At 68.4% G+C, this 19154-nt stretch carries 24 protein-coding genes, 2 tRNA genes and 1 riboswitch; of the genes, 11 read left to right on the forward strand and 15 right to left on the reverse strand.

What is annotated here, in order from left to right:
• Positions 1 to 21: 21 nt before the first annotated feature.
• Positions 22 to 1707 (forward strand): FAD-binding dehydrogenase, encoded by a 1686-nt coding sequence (locus BJQ95_RS10925; RefSeq protein WP_130178809.1) that lies wholly within the window; start codon positions 22 to 24, stop codon positions 1705 to 1707.
• Between the two features lie 71 nt (positions 1708 to 1778).
• On the opposite strand, the gene BJQ95_RS10930 is transcribed toward BJQ95_RS10925, so the two are convergent.
• The gene (locus tag BJQ95_RS10930; protein ID WP_130178808.1) at positions 1779 to 2456 is read right to left on the reverse strand and encodes a hypothetical protein; all 678 of its coding nucleotides are present in this window, start codon (positions 2454 to 2456) and stop codon (positions 1779 to 1781) included.
• 63 nt (positions 2457 to 2519) lie between these two features.
• On the opposite strand from BJQ95_RS10930, the gene BJQ95_RS10935 reads away from it, so the two are divergent.
• The gene (locus tag BJQ95_RS10935) at positions 2520 to 3395 is read left to right on the forward strand and encodes an acyl-CoA thioesterase II (RefSeq protein ID WP_205750211.1); all 876 of its coding nucleotides are present in this window, start codon (positions 2520 to 2522) and stop codon (positions 3393 to 3395) included.
• A 53-nt stretch (positions 3396 to 3448) separates the two neighbouring features.
• On the forward strand, positions 3449 to 3865 hold the full coding sequence (locus BJQ95_RS10940; protein ID WP_130178807.1) for a ubiquinol-cytochrome c reductase iron-sulfur subunit: 417 nt from the start codon (positions 3449 to 3451) through the stop codon (positions 3863 to 3865).
• A 79-nt stretch (positions 3866 to 3944) separates the two neighbouring features.
• Here BJQ95_RS10940 and BJQ95_RS10945 read toward each other — a convergent pair whose 3' ends face one another.
• From BJQ95_RS10945 to BJQ95_RS10960, 4 genes are read right to left on the reverse strand one after another with little or no spacing between them, the layout of a single operon-like run.
• Positions 3945 to 4427, reverse strand: a complete 483-nt coding sequence (locus BJQ95_RS10945) for a thioesterase family protein (protein ID WP_130178806.1) — start codon at positions 4425 to 4427, stop codon at positions 3945 to 3947.
• A 6-nt stretch (positions 4428 to 4433) separates the two neighbouring features.
• Complete coding sequence (gene ettA / locus BJQ95_RS10950) at positions 4434 to 6116, reverse strand: energy-dependent translational throttle protein EttA (RefSeq protein ID WP_130178805.1); 1683 nt, start codon at positions 6114 to 6116, stop codon at positions 4434 to 4436.
• A gap of 5 nt (positions 6117 to 6121) precedes the next feature.
• Positions 6122 to 6628, reverse strand: coding sequence for a hypothetical protein (locus BJQ95_RS10955; RefSeq protein ID WP_240694884.1), 507 nt, complete (start codon positions 6626 to 6628; stop codon positions 6122 to 6124).
• A 46-nt stretch (positions 6629 to 6674) separates the two neighbouring features.
• Complete coding sequence (locus tag BJQ95_RS10960; protein WP_130178804.1) at positions 6675 to 7172, reverse strand: single-stranded DNA-binding protein; 498 nt, start codon at positions 7170 to 7172, stop codon at positions 6675 to 6677.
• A 197-nt stretch (positions 7173 to 7369) separates the two neighbouring features.
• Here BJQ95_RS10960 and BJQ95_RS10965 point away from each other — a divergent pair, with 197 nt between their 5' ends.
• The 4 genes from BJQ95_RS10965 (at position 7370) to BJQ95_RS10980 (ending at position 10440) form a co-directional block, all read left to right on the forward strand.
• The gene (locus tag BJQ95_RS10965) at positions 7370 to 8377 is read left to right on the forward strand and encodes an aldo/keto reductase (protein ID WP_130178803.1); all 1008 of its coding nucleotides are present in this window, start codon (positions 7370 to 7372) and stop codon (positions 8375 to 8377) included.
• A 100-nt stretch (positions 8378 to 8477) separates the two neighbouring features.
• Positions 8478 to 8759, forward strand: coding sequence for a hypothetical protein (locus BJQ95_RS10970; protein WP_130178802.1), 282 nt, complete (start codon positions 8478 to 8480; stop codon positions 8757 to 8759).
• 31 nt (positions 8760 to 8790) lie between these two features.
• A complete protein-coding gene (locus BJQ95_RS10975) occupies positions 8791 to 9612 on the forward strand; it encodes an EI24 domain-containing protein (protein WP_165385009.1) in 822 nt (273 codons plus the stop codon).
• A 90-nt stretch (positions 9613 to 9702) separates the two neighbouring features.
• Positions 9703 to 10440: a hypothetical protein gene (locus BJQ95_RS10980; protein WP_130178800.1), complete on the forward strand. Its 738-nt coding sequence runs from the start codon at positions 9703 to 9705 to the stop codon at positions 10438 to 10440.
• Positions 10441 to 10529: 89 nt separating this feature from the next.
• Here BJQ95_RS10980 and nadE read toward each other — a convergent pair whose 3' ends face one another.
• The 4 genes from nadE to BJQ95_RS11000 all read right to left on the reverse strand — a co-directional run bounded on the left by nadE (position 10530) and on the right by BJQ95_RS11000 (position 12088).
• A complete protein-coding gene (gene nadE / locus BJQ95_RS10985) occupies positions 10530 to 11351 on the reverse strand; it encodes an ammonia-dependent NAD(+) synthetase (protein WP_130178799.1) in 822 nt (273 codons plus the stop codon).
• Between the two features lie 122 nt (positions 11352 to 11473).
• Positions 11474 to 11546, reverse strand: a tRNA-Arg gene (locus tag BJQ95_RS10990).
• A gap of 54 nt (positions 11547 to 11600) precedes the next feature.
• A complete protein-coding gene (locus BJQ95_RS10995) occupies positions 11601 to 11861 on the reverse strand; it encodes a thioredoxin domain-containing protein (RefSeq protein ID WP_130178798.1) in 261 nt (86 codons plus the stop codon).
• A gap of 8 nt (positions 11862 to 11869) precedes the next feature.
• Positions 11870 to 12088 (reverse strand): SCO4848 family membrane protein, encoded by a 219-nt coding sequence (locus tag BJQ95_RS11000; RefSeq protein ID WP_130178797.1) that lies wholly within the window; start codon positions 12086 to 12088, stop codon positions 11870 to 11872.
• A gap of 87 nt (positions 12089 to 12175) precedes the next feature.
• Here BJQ95_RS11000 and orn point away from each other — a divergent pair, with 87 nt between their 5' ends.
• From orn to BJQ95_RS11020, 4 genes are all read left to right on the forward strand, one after another.
• Positions 12176 to 12796 carry an oligoribonuclease gene (gene orn, locus BJQ95_RS11005; RefSeq protein ID WP_130178796.1) on the forward strand — a complete coding sequence of 207 codons (621 nt, stop codon included), beginning with the start codon at positions 12176 to 12178 and terminating at the stop codon, positions 12794 to 12796.
• A 46-nt stretch (positions 12797 to 12842) separates the two neighbouring features.
• Positions 12843 to 12918, forward strand: a tRNA-His gene (locus tag BJQ95_RS11010).
• A gap of 67 nt (positions 12919 to 12985) precedes the next feature.
• A complete protein-coding gene (locus BJQ95_RS11015; protein WP_130178795.1) occupies positions 12986 to 13336 on the forward strand; it encodes a metallopeptidase family protein in 351 nt (116 codons plus the stop codon).
• 22 nt (positions 13337 to 13358) lie between these two features.
• A complete protein-coding gene (locus BJQ95_RS11020) occupies positions 13359 to 14666 on the forward strand; it encodes a D-alanyl-D-alanine carboxypeptidase family protein (protein ID WP_130178794.1) in 1308 nt (435 codons plus the stop codon).
• A 24-nt stretch (positions 14667 to 14690) separates the two neighbouring features.
• Here the strand turns inward: BJQ95_RS11020 and BJQ95_RS11025 are convergent, their stop codons facing one another.
• The 6 genes from BJQ95_RS11025 to BJQ95_RS11050 all read right to left on the reverse strand — a co-directional run bounded on the left by BJQ95_RS11025 (position 14691) and on the right by BJQ95_RS11050 (position 19149).
• Positions 14691 to 14951: a hypothetical protein gene (locus tag BJQ95_RS11025; RefSeq protein ID WP_130178793.1), complete on the reverse strand. Its 261-nt coding sequence runs from the start codon at positions 14949 to 14951 to the stop codon at positions 14691 to 14693.
• Between the two features lie 52 nt (positions 14952 to 15003).
• On the reverse strand, positions 15004 to 15609 hold the full coding sequence (locus BJQ95_RS11030) for an ATP-binding protein (protein ID WP_240694883.1): 606 nt from the start codon (positions 15607 to 15609) through the stop codon (positions 15004 to 15006).
• Positions 15596 to 16390, reverse strand: coding sequence for an energy-coupling factor transporter transmembrane protein EcfT (locus BJQ95_RS11035; RefSeq protein ID WP_130178792.1), 795 nt, complete (start codon positions 16388 to 16390; stop codon positions 15596 to 15598). Before BJQ95_RS11035 ends, BJQ95_RS11030 begins: the two co-directional genes overlap by 14 nt.
• Complete coding sequence (locus BJQ95_RS11040; protein WP_205750210.1) at positions 16387 to 17934, reverse strand: ABC transporter ATP-binding protein; 1548 nt, start codon at positions 17932 to 17934, stop codon at positions 16387 to 16389. Before BJQ95_RS11040 ends, BJQ95_RS11035 begins: the two co-directional genes overlap by 4 nt.
• Entirely contained in the window at positions 17931 to 18599 is a 669-nt protein-coding gene (locus tag BJQ95_RS11045) for an ECF transporter S component (protein ID WP_205750209.1), read from the reverse strand. The genes BJQ95_RS11040 and BJQ95_RS11045 overlap by 4 nt, the downstream gene beginning before the upstream one ends.
• Positions 18600 to 18631: 32 nt before the next feature.
• A riboswitch (TPP riboswitch) is annotated at positions 18632 to 18741 on the reverse strand.
• Between the two features lie 81 nt (positions 18742 to 18822).
• Complete coding sequence (locus BJQ95_RS11050; RefSeq protein ID WP_130178790.1) at positions 18823 to 19149, reverse strand: hypothetical protein; 327 nt, start codon at positions 19147 to 19149, stop codon at positions 18823 to 18825.
• Between the last annotated feature and the right edge of the window lie 5 nt (positions 19150 to 19154).

Here is a 19154-nt window from a genome sequence, read left to right on the forward strand (position 1 = left end):
CTCACTGACAACGGAGTCATCATGAGCCCAACCCGCCCCGGCCTGCCCGCCCAGCCGAACACATCCGCAGACGTGATCGTCGTCGGAGCGGGCTTGGCAGGCTTGGTGGCCACGGCCGAACTGGTCGACGCGGGCAAGCGGGTGCTGCTGGTCGATCAGGAGCCCGCCGCCTCGCTCGGTGGGCAGGCCTGGTGGTCGTTCGGGGGCCTGTTCCTGGTGGACTCTCCCGAGCAACGCCGGATGGGCGTGAAGGATTCCCTGGAGCTTGCGCGGCAGGACTGGTTCGCCAGCGCAGGTTTCGATCGCACCGAGGACTACTGGCCCACCCGGTGGGCCGAGGCGTACCTGAATTTCGCCGCCGGCGAGAAGCGGGCCTGGCTGCGGGAGCGTGGGGTGAGGTTCTTCCCTGTCGTCGGCTGGGCGGAACGAGGCGGGTACACGGCGCTTCAGCACGGCAATTCGGTGCCCCGATTCCATATCGTCTGGGGTACCGGGCCGGCTATCCTGGAGCCGTTCATCACGCGGGTGCGCGAGGGCGTGCGTGCGGGCCTGGTCACGGCGCTGCACCGGCACCAGGTCGATGAGCTGATCATCGAGCGCGGCGCCGTGGCGGGGGTTCGCGGCAGCCTCCTGGCGCCCAGCACCGCGGCACGCGGGCAGGCCAGCAACCGGGATGCAGTCGGCGAGTTCGAGCTGCGCGCCTCCGCGGTGATCGTCACCAGCGGCGGCATCGGTGGCAACCACGATTTGGTGCGAGCGCAGTGGCCGGCCCGGCTCGGCCCCGCCCCGGCCACGATGCTCTCGGGCGTGCCCGCCCACGTCGATGGCCGGATGCTCGGCATCACCGAGACGGCCGGCGCCCGGCTGATCAATGGCGACCGGATGTGGCACTATACCGAAGGCATCGTCAATTGGGATCCGGTCTGGGCCCGGCACGGCATCCGCATCCTGCCCGGCCCGTCCTCACTCTGGCTGGACGCCACCGGAAAACGACTGCCGGCACCGCTGTTTCCGGGTTTCGACACCCTCGGCACGATGGAACACCTGCTGAAGACCGGCCACGAGCACAGCTGGTTCGTTCTCACCCAGAAGATCATTGAGAAGGAGTTCGCGCTGTCGGGCAGCGAACAGAACCCTGACCTCACCGGCAAAGACCTGCGCCTGCTCGCCAAGCGCGTCGCACCGGGCGCCCCCGGCCCGGTTGAGGCGTTCAAGCGCAACGGTGAGGACTTCGTGGTGGCGGACACCCTGCACCAGCTGATCGCGGGCATGCAGCAGCGATCCCCCGAGGTGCGCATCGATGCGGGGCGGGTGGAGCGCGAAGTCCTGGCCCGCGATCGTGAACTCGACAACAACTTCAGCAAGGATGCCCAGATCAACGCGATCCGCCAGGCCCGGCAGTACCGCGGCGACAAGCTCATCCGTGTGGCGAGCCCGCACAAGCTGCTCGACCGCGCCAGTGGGCCGTTGATCGCCGTGAAGCTGCACCTGCTCACGCGCAAGAGCCTGGGCGGCATCGAAACCGACCTCTCCTCCCGGGCGCTCAACCCCGACGGACAGCCGGTCCCCGGCCTGTACGCGGCCGGCGAGGCCGCCGGATTCGGCGGCGGCGGGGTGCACGGCTACCGCTCGCTCGAGGGCACCTTCCTGGGCGGTTGCCTCTTCTCCGGCCGCACGGCCGGCCGGGCCGTCGCCACCGCGCTCTAACCCCGCGAACCGTGAGTAAAGCCCCGAAAAACGCCGAGTCAGGGTGCTTAACTCACGGTTCGCGAGGGGACTTAGGCGCGCAGGCTCCAGGGCTTGCGGCGCACCAGGATGTGGCCGCGCGCGGTGCTCAGCCGGGTCCAGGGGCCGGTCTCGAACAGCTGCACCGGCTCATCCGCCGCCAGGAACCCCAGGCTCACCGCGGCGAACCCGGCCCCGGTCGGCACGAAGTCCAGCGCCTCGATCGGGCGACCCCAGACCTCGGAACGCACCCGCTGCACGATCTGCTCGCCGGTACCGGTGGGGATGACGGAGGCGACCTCGGCGATCCCCTCGCGGGCGGCGGCCTCGAAGACGGCAGCGGACGCGCTGCCCTGGGACTTCCAGCCGCCCCGAGGCGGCGTGATGCCCGCCCAGGTCACCGACGACACCTGCAGCGGCACGGTCACCGTCACGGGTGCCTGAGCGTCCGTCATCGCCGCCTCAAGCCTCAGCAGCCGGTCCAGCAGCGACCGCACCGGCACGACGACGTCCAGTTCGACGGCTTCGGTCAGCGCGAACGTGCGCAGCCCGAGCACGGTGGGGCTGGTGTCCAGCAGTCCCCGCGGGTACAGGATCGCGGTGTAGACGGCAAGCACGCCCGCGGCGGACACCAGGCGCACCGACCCGTCCTCCACCCTGCTGGCGCGCGAAAGGTAGACCTGGAGGTCGCCGAGGGACAGGGAATCTGAGAGGGAGAATGACTGGCTCATCTGCTGTCTAAACTACCAAGGTACGTCGGCGTCCACGGACCCGAGCTCGAACAAGGAGGCAGCATGCACGCACCGCTGGAGGGTCTTCTGGCCGCTCTCGACCTGACCGACACCGGTGCGCGCACCAGCGAAGACATCTTCACCGGTCCGTCCCAGTGGATGCCGCAGGGGCGTGTCTTCGGCGGACAGGTGCTCGCACAGTCCCTCGTCGCCGCCATTCGCACCGTGCCGGACGAACGACACGTGCACTCGATGCACGGCTACTTCCTGCGCCCCGGCGACGTGAACCACCCGATCACCTTCTCGGTCGACCGCATCCACGACGGCCGCTCCTTCTCCACCCGCCGCACCCAGGCGTACCAGAACGGCGTGCCGATCCTGTCGATGATCGCGTCGTTCCAGGACGAGGATGAGGGCCTTGAGCATCACCTCGAGATGCCGACGGACCTCCCCGACCCTGAGTCCCTGCCGACCACGGCAGACACCCTCGGTCACATCGACCACGACTTCGCGCGCGCCTGGGCGAACGACCGGCCGTTCGACATGCGTCACGTGCCTTCCTCGATCTACCTCACCGTGGACGGGGAGCACACCAGCAAGCAGATGCTCTGGATGAAAACCTTCGAGCCCATCCCCGACGACCCCGACCTGCACCGCGCCGCGCTCGCCTACGTGAGCGACTACTCGATCATGGAACCGGTCATGCGCCGGCACGGACTGGCCTGGGCCACCCCCGGGCTCAAGGTCGCCAGCCTCGACCACGCCATGTGGTGGCACCGCTTCGGCCGGGTCGACGAGTGGATGCTGTACGTGCAGGACTCCCCCTCCGCCCAGGGCGGCCGCGGCCTGTCCACCGGCAGCATCTACAGCCGTGACGGCCTGCTGCTGGCCACGGTGGCCCAGGAAGGCATGGTGCGGGTGCCCACGCCCCGGGACTAGGATCCCGCTGTAGACCCACCCTCGCCCTCATTCTCATCCGTACCGGGAGCATCATGACCGACCCAGCAGCCCTCACCCGCCGCAGCCTGCTCATTGCCGGCGGTGCCGGAACCGTCCTCGCCCTGGCCGCTTGCGCACCTGACGAGACGAGCAGCGACACCGACCCGGGTACCAGCACACCCACCGAAGTCGCCGTGCTGTCGGACATTCCTGTCGGCGGGGCCGTGGCGGTGATGCTCGACGGATCGCAGATCATCGTCTCCCAGCCCACCGCCGGCGAGGTCGTGGCCTTCAGCGCGATCTGCACCCACGAGGGCTGCATCGTGGTCCCGGAGCAGAAGGGCCTGAACTGCCCGTGCCATAAGTCGCTCTTCGACACGGTGACCGGAGCGGTGTTGAAGGGTCCGGCCACCGAGCCCCTGCCCGCGGTTAAGGTCGCGCTCGACGGCGACAAAGTCCTCGCCGGCTAACCCCGTGCACTCTCGCGAACTGTGAGCTAAGCCCCGAAAAACTCGGGATTGTGGTGCTTAAGTCACAGTTCGCGGGAGGCTATTTGCGAGTGAAGGTGATCGCGGGCTCGAGGTAGGGAGTCCAGGCGGCTCGCTCGAGTTCGTTGATCTTGCGGGGGCGTTCCGTGGCCGCATCCACCAAGACGATGGTGGTGGTGGCTCGCGCGTACAACCGGGCGCTGTCCTGACCCGCGGGACCGTAGACCTCGTAACACACGTCGAGGCTGGCGCCGCCGAGCTTGCCGATCCACAGCTGGATGTCGATCGGCGAGCGCAGATACGGGATCGGAGCGAGGTATTCGATCTCAAGCCGAGCGATCAGCGTCAGAGTCGCCGCGCCCGGCCGACCGTCGAGCACCGCCGTGCTCTCACCGGCAGTGGACGCGGTTGACTCCGGCTCGTCGTTCGACCAGAATGCCTGGATGCGCGCCTCCTCGAGGAGGCGCAGCATCTCGGCGTTGTTGACGTGGGCGTACGCGTCAAGATCCGACCAGCGCAGCCGGATGGGAACGTGTAGCCGCATAGCTACCTAGTCCCTGGTGAGCTTGCGGTACGCGGACCGGTGCGGCTTGGCCGCGTCCGGGCCGAGTCGCTCGATCTTGTTCTGCTCGTAGGACTCGAAGTTGCCCTCGAACCAGTACCAGTTGCCCGGAGCCTCGGCCGTGCCCTCGTACGAGAGGATGTGCGTGGCGATACGGTCCAGGAACCACCGGTCGTGGGTGATGACCACGGCGCAACCGGGGAACTCGAGCAACGCATTCTCCAGCGAGCCGAGAGTCTCGACGTCCAGGTCATTAGTCGGTTCGTCGAGCAGCAACAGGTTGCCGCCCTGCTTAAGGGTCAGCGCGAGGTTCAGGCGGTTGCGCTCACCACCGGAAAGCACACCGGCCTTCTTCTGCTGGTCGGGCCCCTTGAAGCCGAAGGTGGACACGTAGGCCCGGGACGGCACCTCGGTCTTGCCGACCTGGATGTAGTCCTGGCCGTCGGAGACGACTTCCCAGAGCGACTTGTTCGGGTCGATGCCGCCACGGGACTGGTCGACGTAGGAGATGTCGACGGTCTCGCCGATCTTCAGGTCACCGGCATCCAGCGGCTCGAGGCCCACGATGGTCTTGAACAGCGTGGTCTTACCCACACCGTTCGGGCCGATGACGCCGACGATGCCGTTCCGCGGCAGGGTGAAGGACAGATCTTCGACCAGGACCCGGTCGCCGAAGCCCTTCTTGAGCTTCTTGGCGTCGATGACCTGAGCGCCCAGGCGCGGGCCCACGGGGATCTGGATGTCTTCGAAGTCGAGCTTGCGTCCGCGCTCGGCCTCGTTGACCATCTCTTCGTACCGGGCCAGACGGGCCTTCGACTTGGCCTGACGGCCCTTGGCGTTGGAGCGAACCCAGTCGAGTTCCTCGGCGAGGCGCTTGGAGAGCTTGGCGTCCTTCTTGCCCTGCACCTGCAGGCGCTCCTGCTTCTTCTCCAGGTAGGTGGAGTAGTTGCCCTCGTAGGGGTACAAGTGGCCGCGGTCGATTTCGGCGATCCACTCGGCCACGTGGTCGAGGAAGTACCGGTCGTGGGTGACGGCGAGCACGGCGCCGGGGTACTTGGCGAGGTGCTGCTCGAGCCAGAGCACGCTTTCGGCGTCGAGGTGGTTGGTCGGTTCGTCCAGGAGCAGCAGGTCGGGCTTCTGGAGCAGCAGCTTGCACAGGGCGACGCGGCGCTTCTCACCACCGGAGAGGTCGACGACGGAGTAGTCGCCCGGCGGCGTGCGCAGGGCGTCCATCGCCTGTTCCAGCTGGGAGTCGAGGTCCCAGGCGTCTGCCGCGTCGATCTCTTCCTGCAGTGTGCCCATCTCTTCGAGCAGGGTGTCGAAGTCGGCGTCGGGTTCGGCCAGCGCGGCGCTGATCTCGTTGAACCTGTCGACCTTGGCCTTGATCGGGCCAACACCTTCCTGCACGTTCTCCAGCACGGTCTTGGTCTCGTCCAGCTCCGGCTCCTGCATCAGGATGCCGACGGAGTAGCCGGGCGACAGCCGGGCCTCACCATTGCTGGGGGTGTCGAGGCCGGCCATGATCTTGAGGATCGTGGACTTACCGGCACCGTTGGGGCCCACCACGCCGATCTTGGCTCCGGGGAAGAACGACATCGTGACGTCGTCGAGGATGAGCTTGTCTCCAATGGCTTTGCGCGCACGCACCATCGAGTAAATGAATTCAGCCATAGTGTTTACCAGTCTATTTGGCGCGTGGCTCCGACGAGACACGTTCCGGTTGCGAGCGGGGCGGCGGCGATGCTGTGATAGCCGCCGGACGAGGGGCCGTTCTGGCCGATCAGGCACTCTCCGTTGACGCGGGCGGAGAATTGGATGGAGTCGGCCGGTTCACCCGTTGTGGTGGTGTCCGAGGTGACTTCCATGGTGGTCTTGTCGAAGCCGGCGGCAACGAGGGCGTCGACGTAGCTGCGGCCGGCCGGGTTGGGGTCCGCGGCGAGTGCTGCGGTGATGACCGAATCGAAATACGGCAGATTCTCGGCGGCCGCGCCCTCGGGCACAAGCGCCGGCGCTTCAGCGACCGTGGCAATGGGCGTTGTTGTCGGAGACACGGTCGGCGTCGGCGTCGAGGCGTCACCGGTGGGCAGCGAGCAACCGGCCAGGCCCAGTCCGAGGACAAGGCACGCTGCCCAGGTCGTCGCTCTGCGGCAGCGCCGAACGGGTGCGTCCAAGTTCCGCGCCACGCGTAGTCCTCCCCCACCGCCGCACGCTGCGACCGAGAAGTCGAGTCTAGGCGGACTGTGTTTCCGTTTCCCCCTGGGTACCGTCAAGTCCACCCAGCTCAGCCTCGGCCGCACCCGCAGGCCCGGCCGGAATCCCGCCCTCGGCGCCGCCAGCTGAGTCCGGGTCCCGCTGCTCGGTCGCCGCCGGCATGATGCTGCGCACCAGGGACGTCGTTCCCCAGCTGAGGTTGTGGCCGACGGCGTCGGCTTCCACCTCGACGGAGGTGCCGGACCGGTCTTCGTTCTCCCAGTCACGGATGCGCAGGCGCCCGGTCACCAGCACCGGCTCGCCCTTGTGCACCGACGCCACCACGTTGTGGGCGAGCTGCCGAAAGCTCGAGACCGTGTACCAATTGGTGTCGGCGTCCACCCAGGAGTTCTTCACCCGGTCGAAGCGGCGCTGGCGGCAGGCCAGTCGGAACGAGGTGATGGCCAGACCCGAACTCGTCACCAGATGGCGCGGGGTGGTGGCAACGATTCCGGTCAGGGCGATGGTGTCGGTCACGGGATTCTCCTGGGCGGCACGAGGCGGATGGCGTTGGACGCGACCCGGGAACAGTCCTCGTGCCGGGTTCGTGCTCCCGGGCCGCGCTGCAGCCACCCTCCGCCGATCGGCACCGGTTGGCGACGCCGAGCGTCCCGGCTGTGCAGAACCAGCGCCCACCGCCGCCTGGGGAGGGGCCGCAGACCTAGAGTGAGTTCATGACCTTCACTGCTGCAGAGAACCGCTATTCCGAGATGCCGTACCGCCGAACCGGGCGCAGCGGTCTGAAACTCCCCGCACTGTCGCTGGGGTTGTGGCACAATTTCGGCCACGAGCGGTCGATCGACACCCAGCGCGGCATCCTGCGCCGGGCCTTCGACCTGGGCGTCACCCACTTCGACCTGGCCAACAACTACGGCCCGCCCCCCGGCTCCGCCGAAACCAACTTCGGCCGCATCTTCGCCGAAGACTTCCGCCCCTACCGCGATGAGATGATCATCTCCAGCAAGGCCGGCTACGACATGTGGGCGGGCCCCTACGGCGACTTCGGCTCGCGCAAGTACTTGCTGTCGTCGTTGGACGCGAGCCTGGGCCGCCTGGGCCTGGACTACGTCGACATCTTCTACTCCCACCGCCCCGACCCCGAAACGCCCATCGAAGAGACCATGGGCGCCCTGGCCACCGCCGTGCAGTCGGGTAAGGCCCTGTACGCCGGCATCTCCAACTACAGCCCTGAGCAGACCGTCGCCGCATACGCGGCCCTGGCCGAGCACAAGATCCCGCTGCTCATCCACCAGCCGCGGTACTCCATGTTCGACCGGCACATCGAAGACGGCCTGTTCCCGGTGCTCGACGACCTCGGCATGGGCAGCATCGTCTTCTCCCCGCTCGCCCAGGGCCTGCTGACCGATCGCTACCTCAGCGGCTCCGTGCCGTCGGACTCCCGGGTTGCCACCAGCCGGTTCCTGAACGAGAGCTCGCTCAACGCCACCTACCTCGAGCGCGCCAGGGCGCTGAACGCCATCGCCGCCGACCGCGGCCAGACCCTGGCCCAGCTCGCCGTCACCTGGATCCTGCGCCAGCCGCAGGTCACCAGCGTGCTCGTGGGCGCCAGCAGCATCGGCCAGCTCGAGCAGACCGTGGCCGCGCTGGATGCACCCGCGCTGGACGCCGACGAGATCGCCGCCATCGAGCCGCACGCTGTGCACGGCACCGGCATGAACTAGCCGGCACGCCCATCCCGATGGGGGCGGGCGCGGATGTCGGTGGCCGGTTCTACCCTGAGGCCAACGGCAACCGCGCCCGCCCTTTCGTCTGGAGCACACCATGACCACTCTCACCATGGCGGTACGACCCACGGCCATCGCTCACGGCGCCCGGCCCGCACGGGCCGGCGGCTCCGCGTGGACCAGCGGCCCGAGCCTGGTAGTCGTGCGCGACGGACTGTGGCGGGTGGTCGACGGGTCCGGGGCCGTCCTGGGGCACATCGAACGCGAGACACATCCCGACGGCGAGCGGTACCTGGCACGGCGTCTGGTCATGTCCACCCGCCGCATCGAACTCGGTGCCTTCTGGCGCATCGATGACGCGGCCGACTGCTTCCGCTGAAGCCGGGCGCTCGCGCCGCTACGCTGAAACGATGTTGCCCCAGCCGACACCCGCCCAGCCAGCCCGGTCCCAGCCAGCCCGGTCCCGGCCTGGGCTCGTTCCCGATCTACTCGCGGGGGTGCTCTACCTGGGTCGCGGGTTCGGCATGTGGATCACCTCGCCGAAGCTGATGCTGCTCGGCGCCCTGCCGGCGGTCGCCGTCGGCGCCGTGTACCTCGTCGGGATCGTGCTGCTGCTCGTCAACCTCGACGCTCTGGTCACCTGGGCGACACCCTTCGCCAACGACTGGGCCGAGCCAGTGATGCTCACGACCCGGGTAGCAGCCGCCCTGGTCTTCGTGCTGGTCGCCGCATTGGTCGTCGTCTACACGTTCACCGCGGTCACCCTGGTGGTGGGCGACCCGTTCTACGAGCGGATCTGGCACGCCGTCGAAACCGACCTCGGCAACCCGCCCAGCGCCCCGGAGCGGGGCTTCTGGCGATCGCTCGGCCGCGCCATCGGCGACGGCCTTCGGCTCCTGCTGCCCGCCGTCGGCGTCGGCTTGCTGCTGCTGGCCAGCGGCTTCATTCCGCTCGTGGGGCCCATCCTGGTCGCCGTGCTCGGCGCCCTCTTGGGCGGCTGGCTGCTGGTGGTCGAGCTCACCGGCTTCGCCTTCGACGCCCGCGGTTTCACGGTGCGGGAACGTCGACGGACCTTGCGGATGCGACGCGGAATCGCGGTCGGCTTCGGCGCGGCGGCGTATCTCTTGTTTCTCGTCCCTTTCCTGGCGGTTGTGACCATGCCCGCGGCTGTCGCCGGCGCGGCGATGCTCAGTCGGGACGCGCTCGAGGACCAGGGCACCGCACCGGCCTGACCGGCTGGCGCATCTCGGTTTGACACCGTGTATCGGCCACGCCGTCACGGTTCCCGGCGATGCGTCGGACCAGGAGGTAGCCTTCCGCACATGCAGTGGTGGAATGATTTCGTAACCTGGCTCTCAGCGACCAGGAACCAGCCCGTGATTTTCAGCGCCATCGCGCTGATCGTCGCAATTATCGTGGCCAGCCTCCTGGCGGCCTGGATCGCACGCGGTGCCATCGCGCGCCTGCTCGCCCAGCACGACCGTGAGCTCAAGGCCGCGGCCATCGGATCGATCGTGGATGCCGCGACCGAGGCATCCGTCTGGAACTCGCTGACCCCGCAGGAGCAGGTGATGAACGACCGGGCCGTCGGCATGGCCGACATCCAGATCCGGCTGTTGCCGATCAAGGGGTCCAGCATCGCGGCGGACTGGGCAGCCCACCAGCTGGCCGAACTCAAGCGCACCTCGGCCACCTTCGGCTACCAGCTCGAGCCGGCGCTCGTCGAGTTCCGCGACCGCCTCATCGACTGGCAGAAGAAGCCGTCCAGGGCCCGGAAGATCTTCCAGGCCGACCTGGACCGGTGGAAGACGCAGAACAGCTCCACCGAGAAGAACCTCGTCGCCGAGCAGGACGCCTGGGTGGCGCAGCAGCACCACGACCAGTTCGCGACCCCCGCCCCTCCCGCGCGGGCGTCGGCTGGCCAGCCGCTCGGCTACGTTCCCGCGGCAGCGCCCCCGTCAGCATCTGCGTCAACCGCGTCCCCGTCAACAGAGACCCAGCGTCTCCTCGACGATGTTCAGGCCCTGGAAGTGCGCCCAGCGCCGCTACCGAAGGCCTGAGCCTCACGCTTTCGAAACAGAAACGCCGGTCCGCTCTCGCGGGCCGGCGTTTGTTGTCTACCGGCAGGTCACCCGCCGGGGTCTTCGGACTACTTCCACCAGTCGTCGAACAGGGATGCCGGCACCTGACGCTTGTGCTCGGTGCTCAAGTAGCGGCGCTCAATGGCCTGGGCCACCTGGTCATCCACGGCCTTGCCCTCGAGGAAGTCGTCGATGTGCTCATACTGCATCCCCAGGTTCGCCTCATCGGTCTGACCGGGGGTGTCATCCAGGAGGTCTGCCGTGGGCGCCTTGAGGTAGAGCTGCTCCGGAGCACCGAGTTCCATCAGCAGCGCCCGGCCCTGCCGTTTGGTGAGACCGGTCAGCGGGAGCAGATCCGCGCCGCCGTCGCCGTATTTGGTGAAGAACCCTGTCACCGCCTCTGCCGCGTGGTCGGTTCCGACCACCAGCAGGCCATGGGCGCCGGCGATGGCATATTGCGCGATCATCCGGGCGCGGGCCTTGACGTTGCCCTTGTCGAAGTCGGTCATCGGGGTGCCGGTGCTCTGAGCGAATTCGGCCTCGAAGCCGTCGACTGCTCGCTGGATGTTGAACGTGAGGTTCGCCTCTGGCGCGATGAATTCCAGGGCCAGCTGCGCGTCATCCTCGTCCCGCTGCACGGCGTAGGGCAGTCGCACGGGCATGAAGCGCACGGTGTGGCCCTCGACGGTGAGCTCCTCGATGGCCAGCTGGCACAGCCGCCCGGCCAGCGAGGAGTCCTGCCCTCCGCTGATCCCGAGGACCAGGCCCTGTGCCCCGCTGGCGAGGAGGTAGTCCTTGAGGAAGCTCACGCGGCGCCGGATCTCCAGGGCTGGGTCGATGGTCGCACTCACGTGCAGTTCCCGGATGATTTGCTGCTGTAGTTCTCGCATGTGACGAATCTATCAAGTGGTCGCTGGGGACAGGCTGCACATCCGCTCGCTCACCTGGGAACGGTATGGACCCGTGCGAATGCAAGAAACAACCCCGCCGGCAATCCGGCGGGGTTGTGCTGTGCCCCCGGCAGGATTCGAACCTGCGACAAAGAGATTAGAAGGCTCCTGCTCTATCCCCTGAGCTACGGGGGCGCATAGCGCTTCAACGATACCGCAGTCCGGACGGCTACCCGGGCGTCGGCGCGCCTACAGGGCTTTGGCCGTGGCCACGAGCACCTGCGCGAGGGTCGGCACGCCGGTGGCGCGGAAGACCTCGTCGCCGGCGGCGTTGTGCACGATGATCGTGGGGATGGTGCGGATCCCCGCCGCCTCGGCTGCCGCGTTGTCGTGCGCCACGTCGAGTTCCCGCACCGTCGCCGCCGGCACCAGCCGTTCAACCTCCGCCAGGACGGCACGGGTCTGCAGGCACGGCTCACAGAACGCCGAAGAGAAGAAGATGAGTTCCATACCGACTCCTAGCCGTTGACCAGTGCGATGACGGCCACTACCGCCGAGACGGCGGCCAGTAGCAGCGACACCCCGACCAGCACGGCGTGCACGATCAGGAACGACGTCGGCTTGCCGGACGCATCCCGCGCCCGAGCATCCTGACTGACCCTCTTATAGAAGCGTGGCCAGACCACAACGTTCCAGACGGCATTGAGCAGCAGCAGGATGGCGAGTGTCGTAAGCATCAGGGCCAGTCTACGAGCGCCGGTCGGGCGGCGTGAGCAGCGAACGCCCCGGGGTGGGCCGTCCGGGGCCAACGCTAGACTCACCCCATGACAAATAGCAGTGACCGGTTGGTATGGATCGACTGTGAAATGACCGGGCTCGACATCAACAACGACGAATTGGTTGAGATTGCCGTGGTCGTCACCGACTTCGACCTCAACATTCTCGACCCCGGCCTCGACATCGTGATCAAGCCCGACGCCTCGGCCCTCAAGAACATGGGCGACTTCGTGCGCAACATGCACACCTCCTCCGGACTGATCGAGGAGATCCCCCACGGCGTGAGCGTGGCAGACGCCGAGTACCAGGTGCTCGAGTACGTGCTGCGTTTTGTTCCCGAAGACCAGCGCGCTCCCCTGGCCGGCAACTCCATCGGCACCGACCGGGCGTTCCTGGCCCGGTACATGCCGCGTCTGGACAAGCAGCTGCACTACCGCAACGTCGATGTCTCGTCGATCAAGGAACTCGCGCACCGGTGGTTCCCGCGGGCCTACTTCAACGCGCCCGCGAAAGACGGCGCCCACCGCGCCCTCGCCGACATCCTCGAGTCGATTCGTGAGCTCGCCTACTACCGCCAGAGCGTTTTCGTAGCCGATCCAGGACCCACAAGTGCCGAAGCGAAATCGCACGCGGCAGCCGTGGTGAACAACTTCACCCCAAACGTGTAATAGAATTCTTGAGTTGCCTTCGCTCGTGAGAGTGGAGCGGCACTTGGTGGGTATAGCTCAGCTGGTAGAGCGCCTGGTTGTGGTCCAGGAGGTCGCGGGTTCAAGCCCCGTTACTCACCCCAAGGAAACGAGAAGTCCCGGCCGCAGGCGGCCGGGACTTTTTCGTTCGCCGCGTGTCATGCTGAGTGGATGCTCACGCTCAGCCACGACGACTTCGAACGTCTCGTCATAGACGAACTCGATCTGCTCCCCGACGACATGGTGGACGGCCTCGACAACGTCATCTTCGTGGTGGAGGACCGCCCCGAGAACGGCACCCTGGACACCCTGGGACTCTACGACGGCGTGGCTCTGACCGAACGCGGCCAATACGGCTTCGGCGAGATGCCCGACCGCATCATCGTGTTCCGTGAGCCGCTGCTGGCCATCGTCGACACCCTGGACGAGCTGCGCGACGAGGTTCACGTGACCCTCGTTCACGAGATCGCCCATTTCTACGGCATTGACGACGACAGGCTGCACGAGCTGGGCTGGGCGTGACCGGGGTCGGCTACCCTGAACCATGAGTAGATTTCGACCTGGCCGGGTCATCGGCATTTCGGTGGGAACCCTCGTCATCTTGATGATCGGGGTGTACGGGCCCGCCACCCTGCTCGGCCCGCTCCCCCACGCCACCGTCGCCCTCACCGTGCCGGATGCTTCCGTGGCCGCGTCCACCCCGGTGTTGCCCGCCGCCGGGACCAGCGGCATCCTCGCCGTGACGCCCGTGGACGCTTCGACCGGTGAGAATGCCACAGCGGATCCGGCCGCGGTCGGCACCGGGACGAAGGCCCTGGGCGTGGACCCCATCGCCTTTGGCGGCGGCAGCGACCCCCTGCCGATGGCATCCGCCGCGAAGATCATCACGGCTCTCGTCGTGCTCGACGCAAAACCTCTCGAGGCCGGCGAGCCCGGTCCGGCCTACTCGCTGGTCACCGCCGACTATCAGGACTACCTCGACTACACCGCCGAGGATGCCCGTACCGTGATCGTCTTTCCCGGCGAGAGCTGGACCGAGCGGGAAATGTTGCAGGCCATGATCCTCGGCTCCAGCAACAACCACGCCGACACCCTCGCCCGGTGGGCCTTCGGCTCGGTCGACGACTACCTCACCGCCGCCAACGCCTGGTTGGCGGCCAACGGTATGCCCGATACCACTGTCGTCGACGCCAACGGCTTGGCGGACGGCAGCGCGGGCACCGGCGCCGACCTGGCCAGGGTCGCGGCCCTCGCGGCCACGAATCCCGTGATCGCCGACATCATCAAGCAGCCGGCATCCGCCCTGGTCGGCCAGCGCGGCGTGAACAACACCACGGCCTACCTGCCGGAGGAAGGCATCACCGGCATCTCCCGCAGTTACACCGACGCCGGCGGCGTGTGCTTCCTGTTCACCGCCACAGTGGTCGCCGGGGAGAAGACCTTCACCTTCGCCGGCGCGTTCCTGGGTGAGCCGGACTACGACACCCTCACGGCCGACCTGATGGCGCTGATGGCGTCGGCACGGGCCGGGGTGACCGAGTTGCCGGTGCTGGTTGAGGGCAACGGCTACGCGACCCTCACAACGGCGTGGGGCGATTCGGCCGGGGCCGTCGTCGGCACGCCCAAGACCCGGTTCGGCTGGCAGGCCGCCGCTGACGGCAACGCCGAAGTGACCCTCGACGATGTCACGACCGGGCGGGCTGGAGCGAAGATCGGCCGGGTCACGGTGGATGCGTTCGGCGAGAGCGTTTCGTCCACCCTGGAGCTGGATAGCACGCTGACCGATCCGGGGCCGGGCTGGCGCCTGCTGCACCCCATCCCGGTGATCAGCGCGCTGGTCAACAGCTGGTGATCACCGCTTAGCCGGAATCGGGGTTCAGTCCGGTTCGTCGTTCGATTCGACGGGGTCGCTGTCAGAGGAGTCGAAGGCGTAGCGCACGTGCAGCTTGCCCTGCACCGCACGGTTGTCGACCTCGTCGTACCAGAACAGTGACTCCATGCTGTCGACGGCGGCGACCATGCTGATCCGGGCGTCGTGCGCGCCGTGCAGGAGCACCCGGGTTTCGGCCTGGCCCTCCAGCGGGCCGTCCACAAACTCCACGATGTATTCGGTGTTCTCACTCTGCGGGGTAGTCATGACCCCAACTTACTGCGGCGGCAGCACTTTCGCCGCAGAAGCCGGCGCAGCGTTACGAGCCCAGCGGCGTGGCGGTGAGTCGCACCGTCGCCCACCGCTCGGGCTGGTCCCGGTCGCGGTACGCCTCCCACTCTCCCTGCCACTGGTCCCAGTGTGCTTCGAACCCGCCGCCGTCACGGGCCAGCGCGCGCTGTTTGCGGATGCCATCGTCGGCATCCAGCCACACCCGCACGTCGCTCAGCGCGGCGTGTGCCTCGGCCAGGGCACCGCAGCCCTCGATCACGAGGGGACGGCCGGGGTCGACGCCATGCCATTCGGCCGGGCCGGCAGCCGCCCAGTCGTAGCGTTGCCAGGCCGCCGGCCGACCCGCGTGCCGGGCGCCAAGCACCAACCGGCCGATTTGGTCGATGGCGGCGTCCAGACCGCCCCAACCCGGGTAGACGTCGTCCAGGCGCACCAGTGTCGGTCGGACCGGGCCCGGCCAGGCGGCCAGCACCGCGTCGGCGAGGGTACTCTTGCCCGCGCCGCTGGGGCCGTCGATGAGGATCACGGCCCGGTCGCCGACGGGATTGCGGCCCAGCGCCCGAACGGCGTCCAGGACCGGGGTGATCAGGACCGGAGTGATCAGGACCGGAGTGATCAGGTCAGGCCAGCACAAAATGCCACGTCCTCGCCAGTACGGCCGCCGTGATCGCGGTGGCGGCGATGACGGCCCCGATGGCCACGACCAGGCCGTCGCGCAGGCCGAACACCGATTCCCTGGCCCAGGTGCGCGGGAGGTCGCTGCCGAAGCCCCTGGCCTCCATCGCTGTGGCGAGCTTGCTGCCGCGTCGCACCGAGAGCACCAGCAGGGCGAAGGCGAGGCCGCCGAACCGGCGGCCCCGGCCGCGCAGCCCGCCGCCGTCGCCCACGCCGCGGGCCCGCCGGGCCAGGGCGAGGGAGTGCCAATCGTCGATGAACATGCCCACCAGGCGTAAACCGGCCAGGGCGCCGAGTACGAACCGGGCCGGCAGTCGCAGCACCTGCGCGAGGCCGTCGCCGAGGTCGGTGGGGTCGGTGGTGGCCAGCAGTACGATGCCGGGGATGCCGATGGCCAGGATCCGCAACCCGATCGCGAGGGCCAGGGCCACCGATCCCTCCGTCACCGACACGAAGCCGGCGCTGAACAGCACCGCGCCGGAGTCCTGCCCGTAGAGCACTGTGGTGAGAACGGCGAATGGTGCGGCAATCCATACCGGCGCGGTGCGCAACCAGAACTGGCGGGCGCTCAGCCCGCACCAGGCCAGCAGAACGACCTCGAGCAGAAGCGCCACCGCGGCCGACACCCAGTCGATTGATAGCATTAGGGCACAGCTGATCAGCAGCGCCACGGCGAGTTTGGCCACCGGGTTCACCTGGGCGATGGCACTCGGCCGGATCTCCGGCGTCATCAGGCTCATAACGGCTCCGTTCCGATGCGCCGGCGCAGTCCGCTGCTCAACCTGCCGGTGGCAGCGCCGGGACCGCCGGCCGGCCCGGGACCGGACACCAGGGTGAGTCGCGCATCCGCCAGTGCGGACACGAACTGCTCGTCGTGCGTGACCGCCAGAACCGCGGTGCCGTCGTCGAGCAACTCGGCCAGCAGACGAACCAGTTCGGCCCAGGTGCGGGAATCCTGCCCGAAGGTGGGTTCGTCCAGCACCAGCAGCTTGGGCCGGGTGGCCAGCACCGTCGCGACCGACAGCCGGCGTTTCTCACCCCCGGACAGGGTGAACGGGTTCGCGTCGGCCAGATGGTCCAGGCGCAGCCGGTGCAGCAGGGCGTCCACACGCTCCGCCTGCGCGGCAACCCCCAGGCCGAGGGCGCGGGGACCGATGACGAGCTCGCCCCGCACCGTGCCGGCGAGGAACTGGTGTTCGGGGTCTTGGAAGACGGTGCCGATGCGCTCGAGCAGGTCCCGGGAGCGCCAGCGGTGTGGGGCCGGCCCGAGTCCGGCGGCCAGCGCCTCCGCTGCGGCGAGATGCCCGCCCGCCGGGGCGAGGAGCCCGGCTAGGGTGAGTGCCAGGGTCGACTTGCCGGTGCCGTTCGGGCCGGTGACTGCGGTGGCGGTGCCGGATTCCAGGGTCAGGTTCAGCTCGCCCGCGACGACGACTGCCCGTTTGCGGGCGAACGGCACCCGCCCGACGCACAGACCCTCGGCGTGGAGCAGGACCTCTGCCCCGGAGCGCCCGGAACGATTCCGGCGCTCCGGCGGTGCGGGCGGGAACCTGGGAATCCACACCCCGGCGGCGGCCAGCCTCTCGCCTTGGTCGCTGAGGACAGCGTCGGTGGGCCCGTCGGCCAGGATCCCTCCGGCCGGATCGAGCACGATGATGCGGTCGACCACCTGCTGCCAGACGGCGACACGGTGCTCGATCACGATGAGGGTCGCACCGTTTGCCGCCACCGAGCGCAGCACGGCGTCCCGCACCTCCACCACGCCCTCCGGATCGAGGTTCGCGGTGGGCTCGTCGAGCAGCACAAGGCCCGGGCGCATGGCCAGCACGCCGGCGAGGGCCAGGCGTTGCTTCTGGCCGCCGCTGAGGGCACTGGTCGGGTGTCGCAGCGGCAGGTCCAGGCCCACGTCGGCGAGGGCCTGGCCGACCCGCGGCCAGATCTCGGCGCGCGGCACTGCCAGGTTCTCGCAGCCGAAGGCGACGTCGTCGCCCACCCGGGCGAGCACCACCTGGGAATCCGGGTCCTGCAGCACCAGGCCCACTCGGCCGCGGGACGCGCCGGGCCGCCGGCCGTCCACGAGGAGCTCGCCGGTCTCGTCGCCATCCTCGTCATCACCGAGCACGCCGGCCAGGGCGTGCATCAGCGTGCTCTTGCCTGCGCCGCTGGGCCCGAGCACGAGCACCCGCTCCCCCGGGTGAATGTCCAGGTTCAGCCCGGAGACCGCGGCCCTGGCCCGGCCGGCGTGCCGCCAGCCCCAGCCGGACGCCGTGACCCTGGCGCCGGTCACTGGGCGGGCTGGCTGAGTGCCCGGTCGGTCGGGCCGGATTCACGGCCGGCGGCGAACCGGCTGAGCGCGCCGGTGCGGGCGAGCCCGCGAACCGCCAACCAGGACAGCAACCCGGCCAGCACGGTGCCGGAGACGACGGCGGAGACGAAGTAGACGGCCTTGTAGCCGATGTCGAGGGCCGCGTAGCTCGTGAAAGTCGTGTCGAGCAGGCCGACAGCGACACCGGCGCCGGCGCCGGCCAGCAGGGCCACGCCCAGACGCCAGTTGGAGTAGAAGAACAGCGCCAGCACGAGCTCGGCGCCCAGACCCTCCACCACGCCCCAGATCAGGGTGGAAAAGCCCCACTGCGTGCCGATAAGCATCGACACGACGGCGGCGATCACCTCGGTGTACACGGCGGCCCCAGGCTTGCGGATGATGAGCCCGCCGAGCACGCCGGCGAAGAGCCAGCCGCCGGCCAGGAGCCCCTCGAGCCCGGGGGTGAAGGCCAGCAGGGCGCTCAGCGGCGACCACGCCAGACCCCAGGCCCAGAAGATCACGCCGCTGGCGACGCCGATGACGCTGGCTACGACGATGTCGACGACCCGCCATTTCAGCACCCGCGGTTTACGCGACGTGGAGGGGGTCGGAGTCTGAGAAGACAGGGTGTTGTTTGATGCGCGCACTGTTCGTGCCCTTTCCGTAGAGGAATACTGGGCACGGGATTGAGAAGCCTCCCTGCGCTGGCATGATCCAGATCAGGTTCGACGGTCGAAGCTGAAGTAGCTTCCTCTCAGCCCGGTTCACCGGACTCCCGTGTTGTTCGATTCGAGTATAGAACCCTGCGGGCGCATCCGGGCGCGATGAGGTGCTGCGCGACGTCGTCGCGCCGCCAAGCGCCCGCCGTCGTTAGCGCTTGAGCGCGCGGATGATCCGGGCAATGGCCTTTCCGGAGACCCAGACGAACGGGATGCCGACGGCGAGTAGCGAGATCACGTTCGGCTCGAAGCGCGCTGCCCCGCCGGACTTCACGTAGGCGCCGATCGGGATGGCCATGCCTCCACCGCCACCGCCGGCCGCGGCGGACTCGTCGCCTTCACCGCCACCGCCGAATCCGTACTGCACCAGGGCGACCGGGACGATGGTGACACCCTCGATCTGCACGGGATCCCCATAGGCCGACCTGACCCCGATGGTTCGAGCGTTTTCTGCGAGCTTCAAGGCGAGATTAGTCATGCTGC

The sequence above is a fragment of the Cryobacterium sp. SO1 genome (assembly GCF_004210215.2).
Taxonomy (GTDB): Bacteria; Actinomycetota; Actinomycetes; order Actinomycetales; family Microbacteriaceae; genus Cryobacterium.

Coding starts and splice junctions, on each gene's coding strand:
- BJQ95_RS10925 (WP_130178809.1), top strand. CDS start 22: ATGAGCCCAACCCGCCCCGGCCTGCCCGCCCAGCCGAACACATCCGCA.
- BJQ95_RS10930 (WP_130178808.1), bottom strand. CDS start 2,456: ATGAGCCAGTCATTCTCCCTCTCAGATTCCCTGTCCCTCGGCGACCTC.
- BJQ95_RS10935 (WP_205750211.1), top strand. CDS start 2,520: ATGCACGCACCGCTGGAGGGTCTTCTGGCCGCTCTCGACCTGACCGAC.
- BJQ95_RS10940 (WP_130178807.1), top strand. CDS start 3,449: ATGACCGACCCAGCAGCCCTCACCCGCCGCAGCCTGCTCATTGCCGGC.
- BJQ95_RS10945 (WP_130178806.1), bottom strand. CDS start 4,427: ATGCGGCTACACGTTCCCATCCGGCTGCGCTGGTCGGATCTTGACGCG.
- ettA (WP_130178805.1), bottom strand. CDS start 6,116: ATGGCTGAATTCATTTACTCGATGGTGCGTGCGCGCAAAGCCATTGGA.
- BJQ95_RS10965 (WP_130178803.1), top strand. CDS start 7,370: ATGACCTTCACTGCTGCAGAGAACCGCTATTCCGAGATGCCGTACCGC.
- BJQ95_RS10970 (WP_130178802.1), top strand. CDS start 8,478: ATGACCACTCTCACCATGGCGGTACGACCCACGGCCATCGCTCACGGC.
- BJQ95_RS10975 (WP_165385009.1), top strand. CDS start 8,791: ATGTTGCCCCAGCCGACACCCGCCCAGCCAGCCCGGTCCCAGCCAGCC.
- BJQ95_RS10980 (WP_130178800.1), top strand. CDS start 9,703: ATGCAGTGGTGGAATGATTTCGTAACCTGGCTCTCAGCGACCAGGAAC.
- nadE (WP_130178799.1), bottom strand. CDS start 11,351: ATGCGAGAACTACAGCAGCAAATCATCCGGGAACTGCACGTGAGTGCG.
- BJQ95_RS10995 (WP_130178798.1), bottom strand. CDS start 11,861: ATGGAACTCATCTTCTTCTCTTCGGCGTTCTGTGAGCCGTGCCTGCAG.
- BJQ95_RS11000 (WP_130178797.1), bottom strand. CDS start 12,088: ATGCTTACGACACTCGCCATCCTGCTGCTGCTCAATGCCGTCTGGAAC.
- orn (WP_130178796.1), top strand. CDS start 12,176: ATGACAAATAGCAGTGACCGGTTGGTATGGATCGACTGTGAAATGACC.
- BJQ95_RS11015 (WP_130178795.1), top strand. CDS start 12,986: ATGCTCACGCTCAGCCACGACGACTTCGAACGTCTCGTCATAGACGAA.
- BJQ95_RS11020 (WP_130178794.1), top strand. CDS start 13,359: ATGAGTAGATTTCGACCTGGCCGGGTCATCGGCATTTCGGTGGGAACC.
- BJQ95_RS11025 (WP_130178793.1), bottom strand. CDS start 14,951: ATGACTACCCCGCAGAGTGAGAACACCGAATACATCGTGGAGTTTGTG.
- BJQ95_RS11035 (WP_130178792.1), bottom strand. CDS start 16,390: ATGAGCCTGATGACGCCGGAGATCCGGCCGAGTGCCATCGCCCAGGTG.
- BJQ95_RS11050 (WP_130178790.1), bottom strand. CDS start 19,149: ATGACTAATCTCGCCTTGAAGCTCGCAGAAAACGCTCGAACCATCGGG.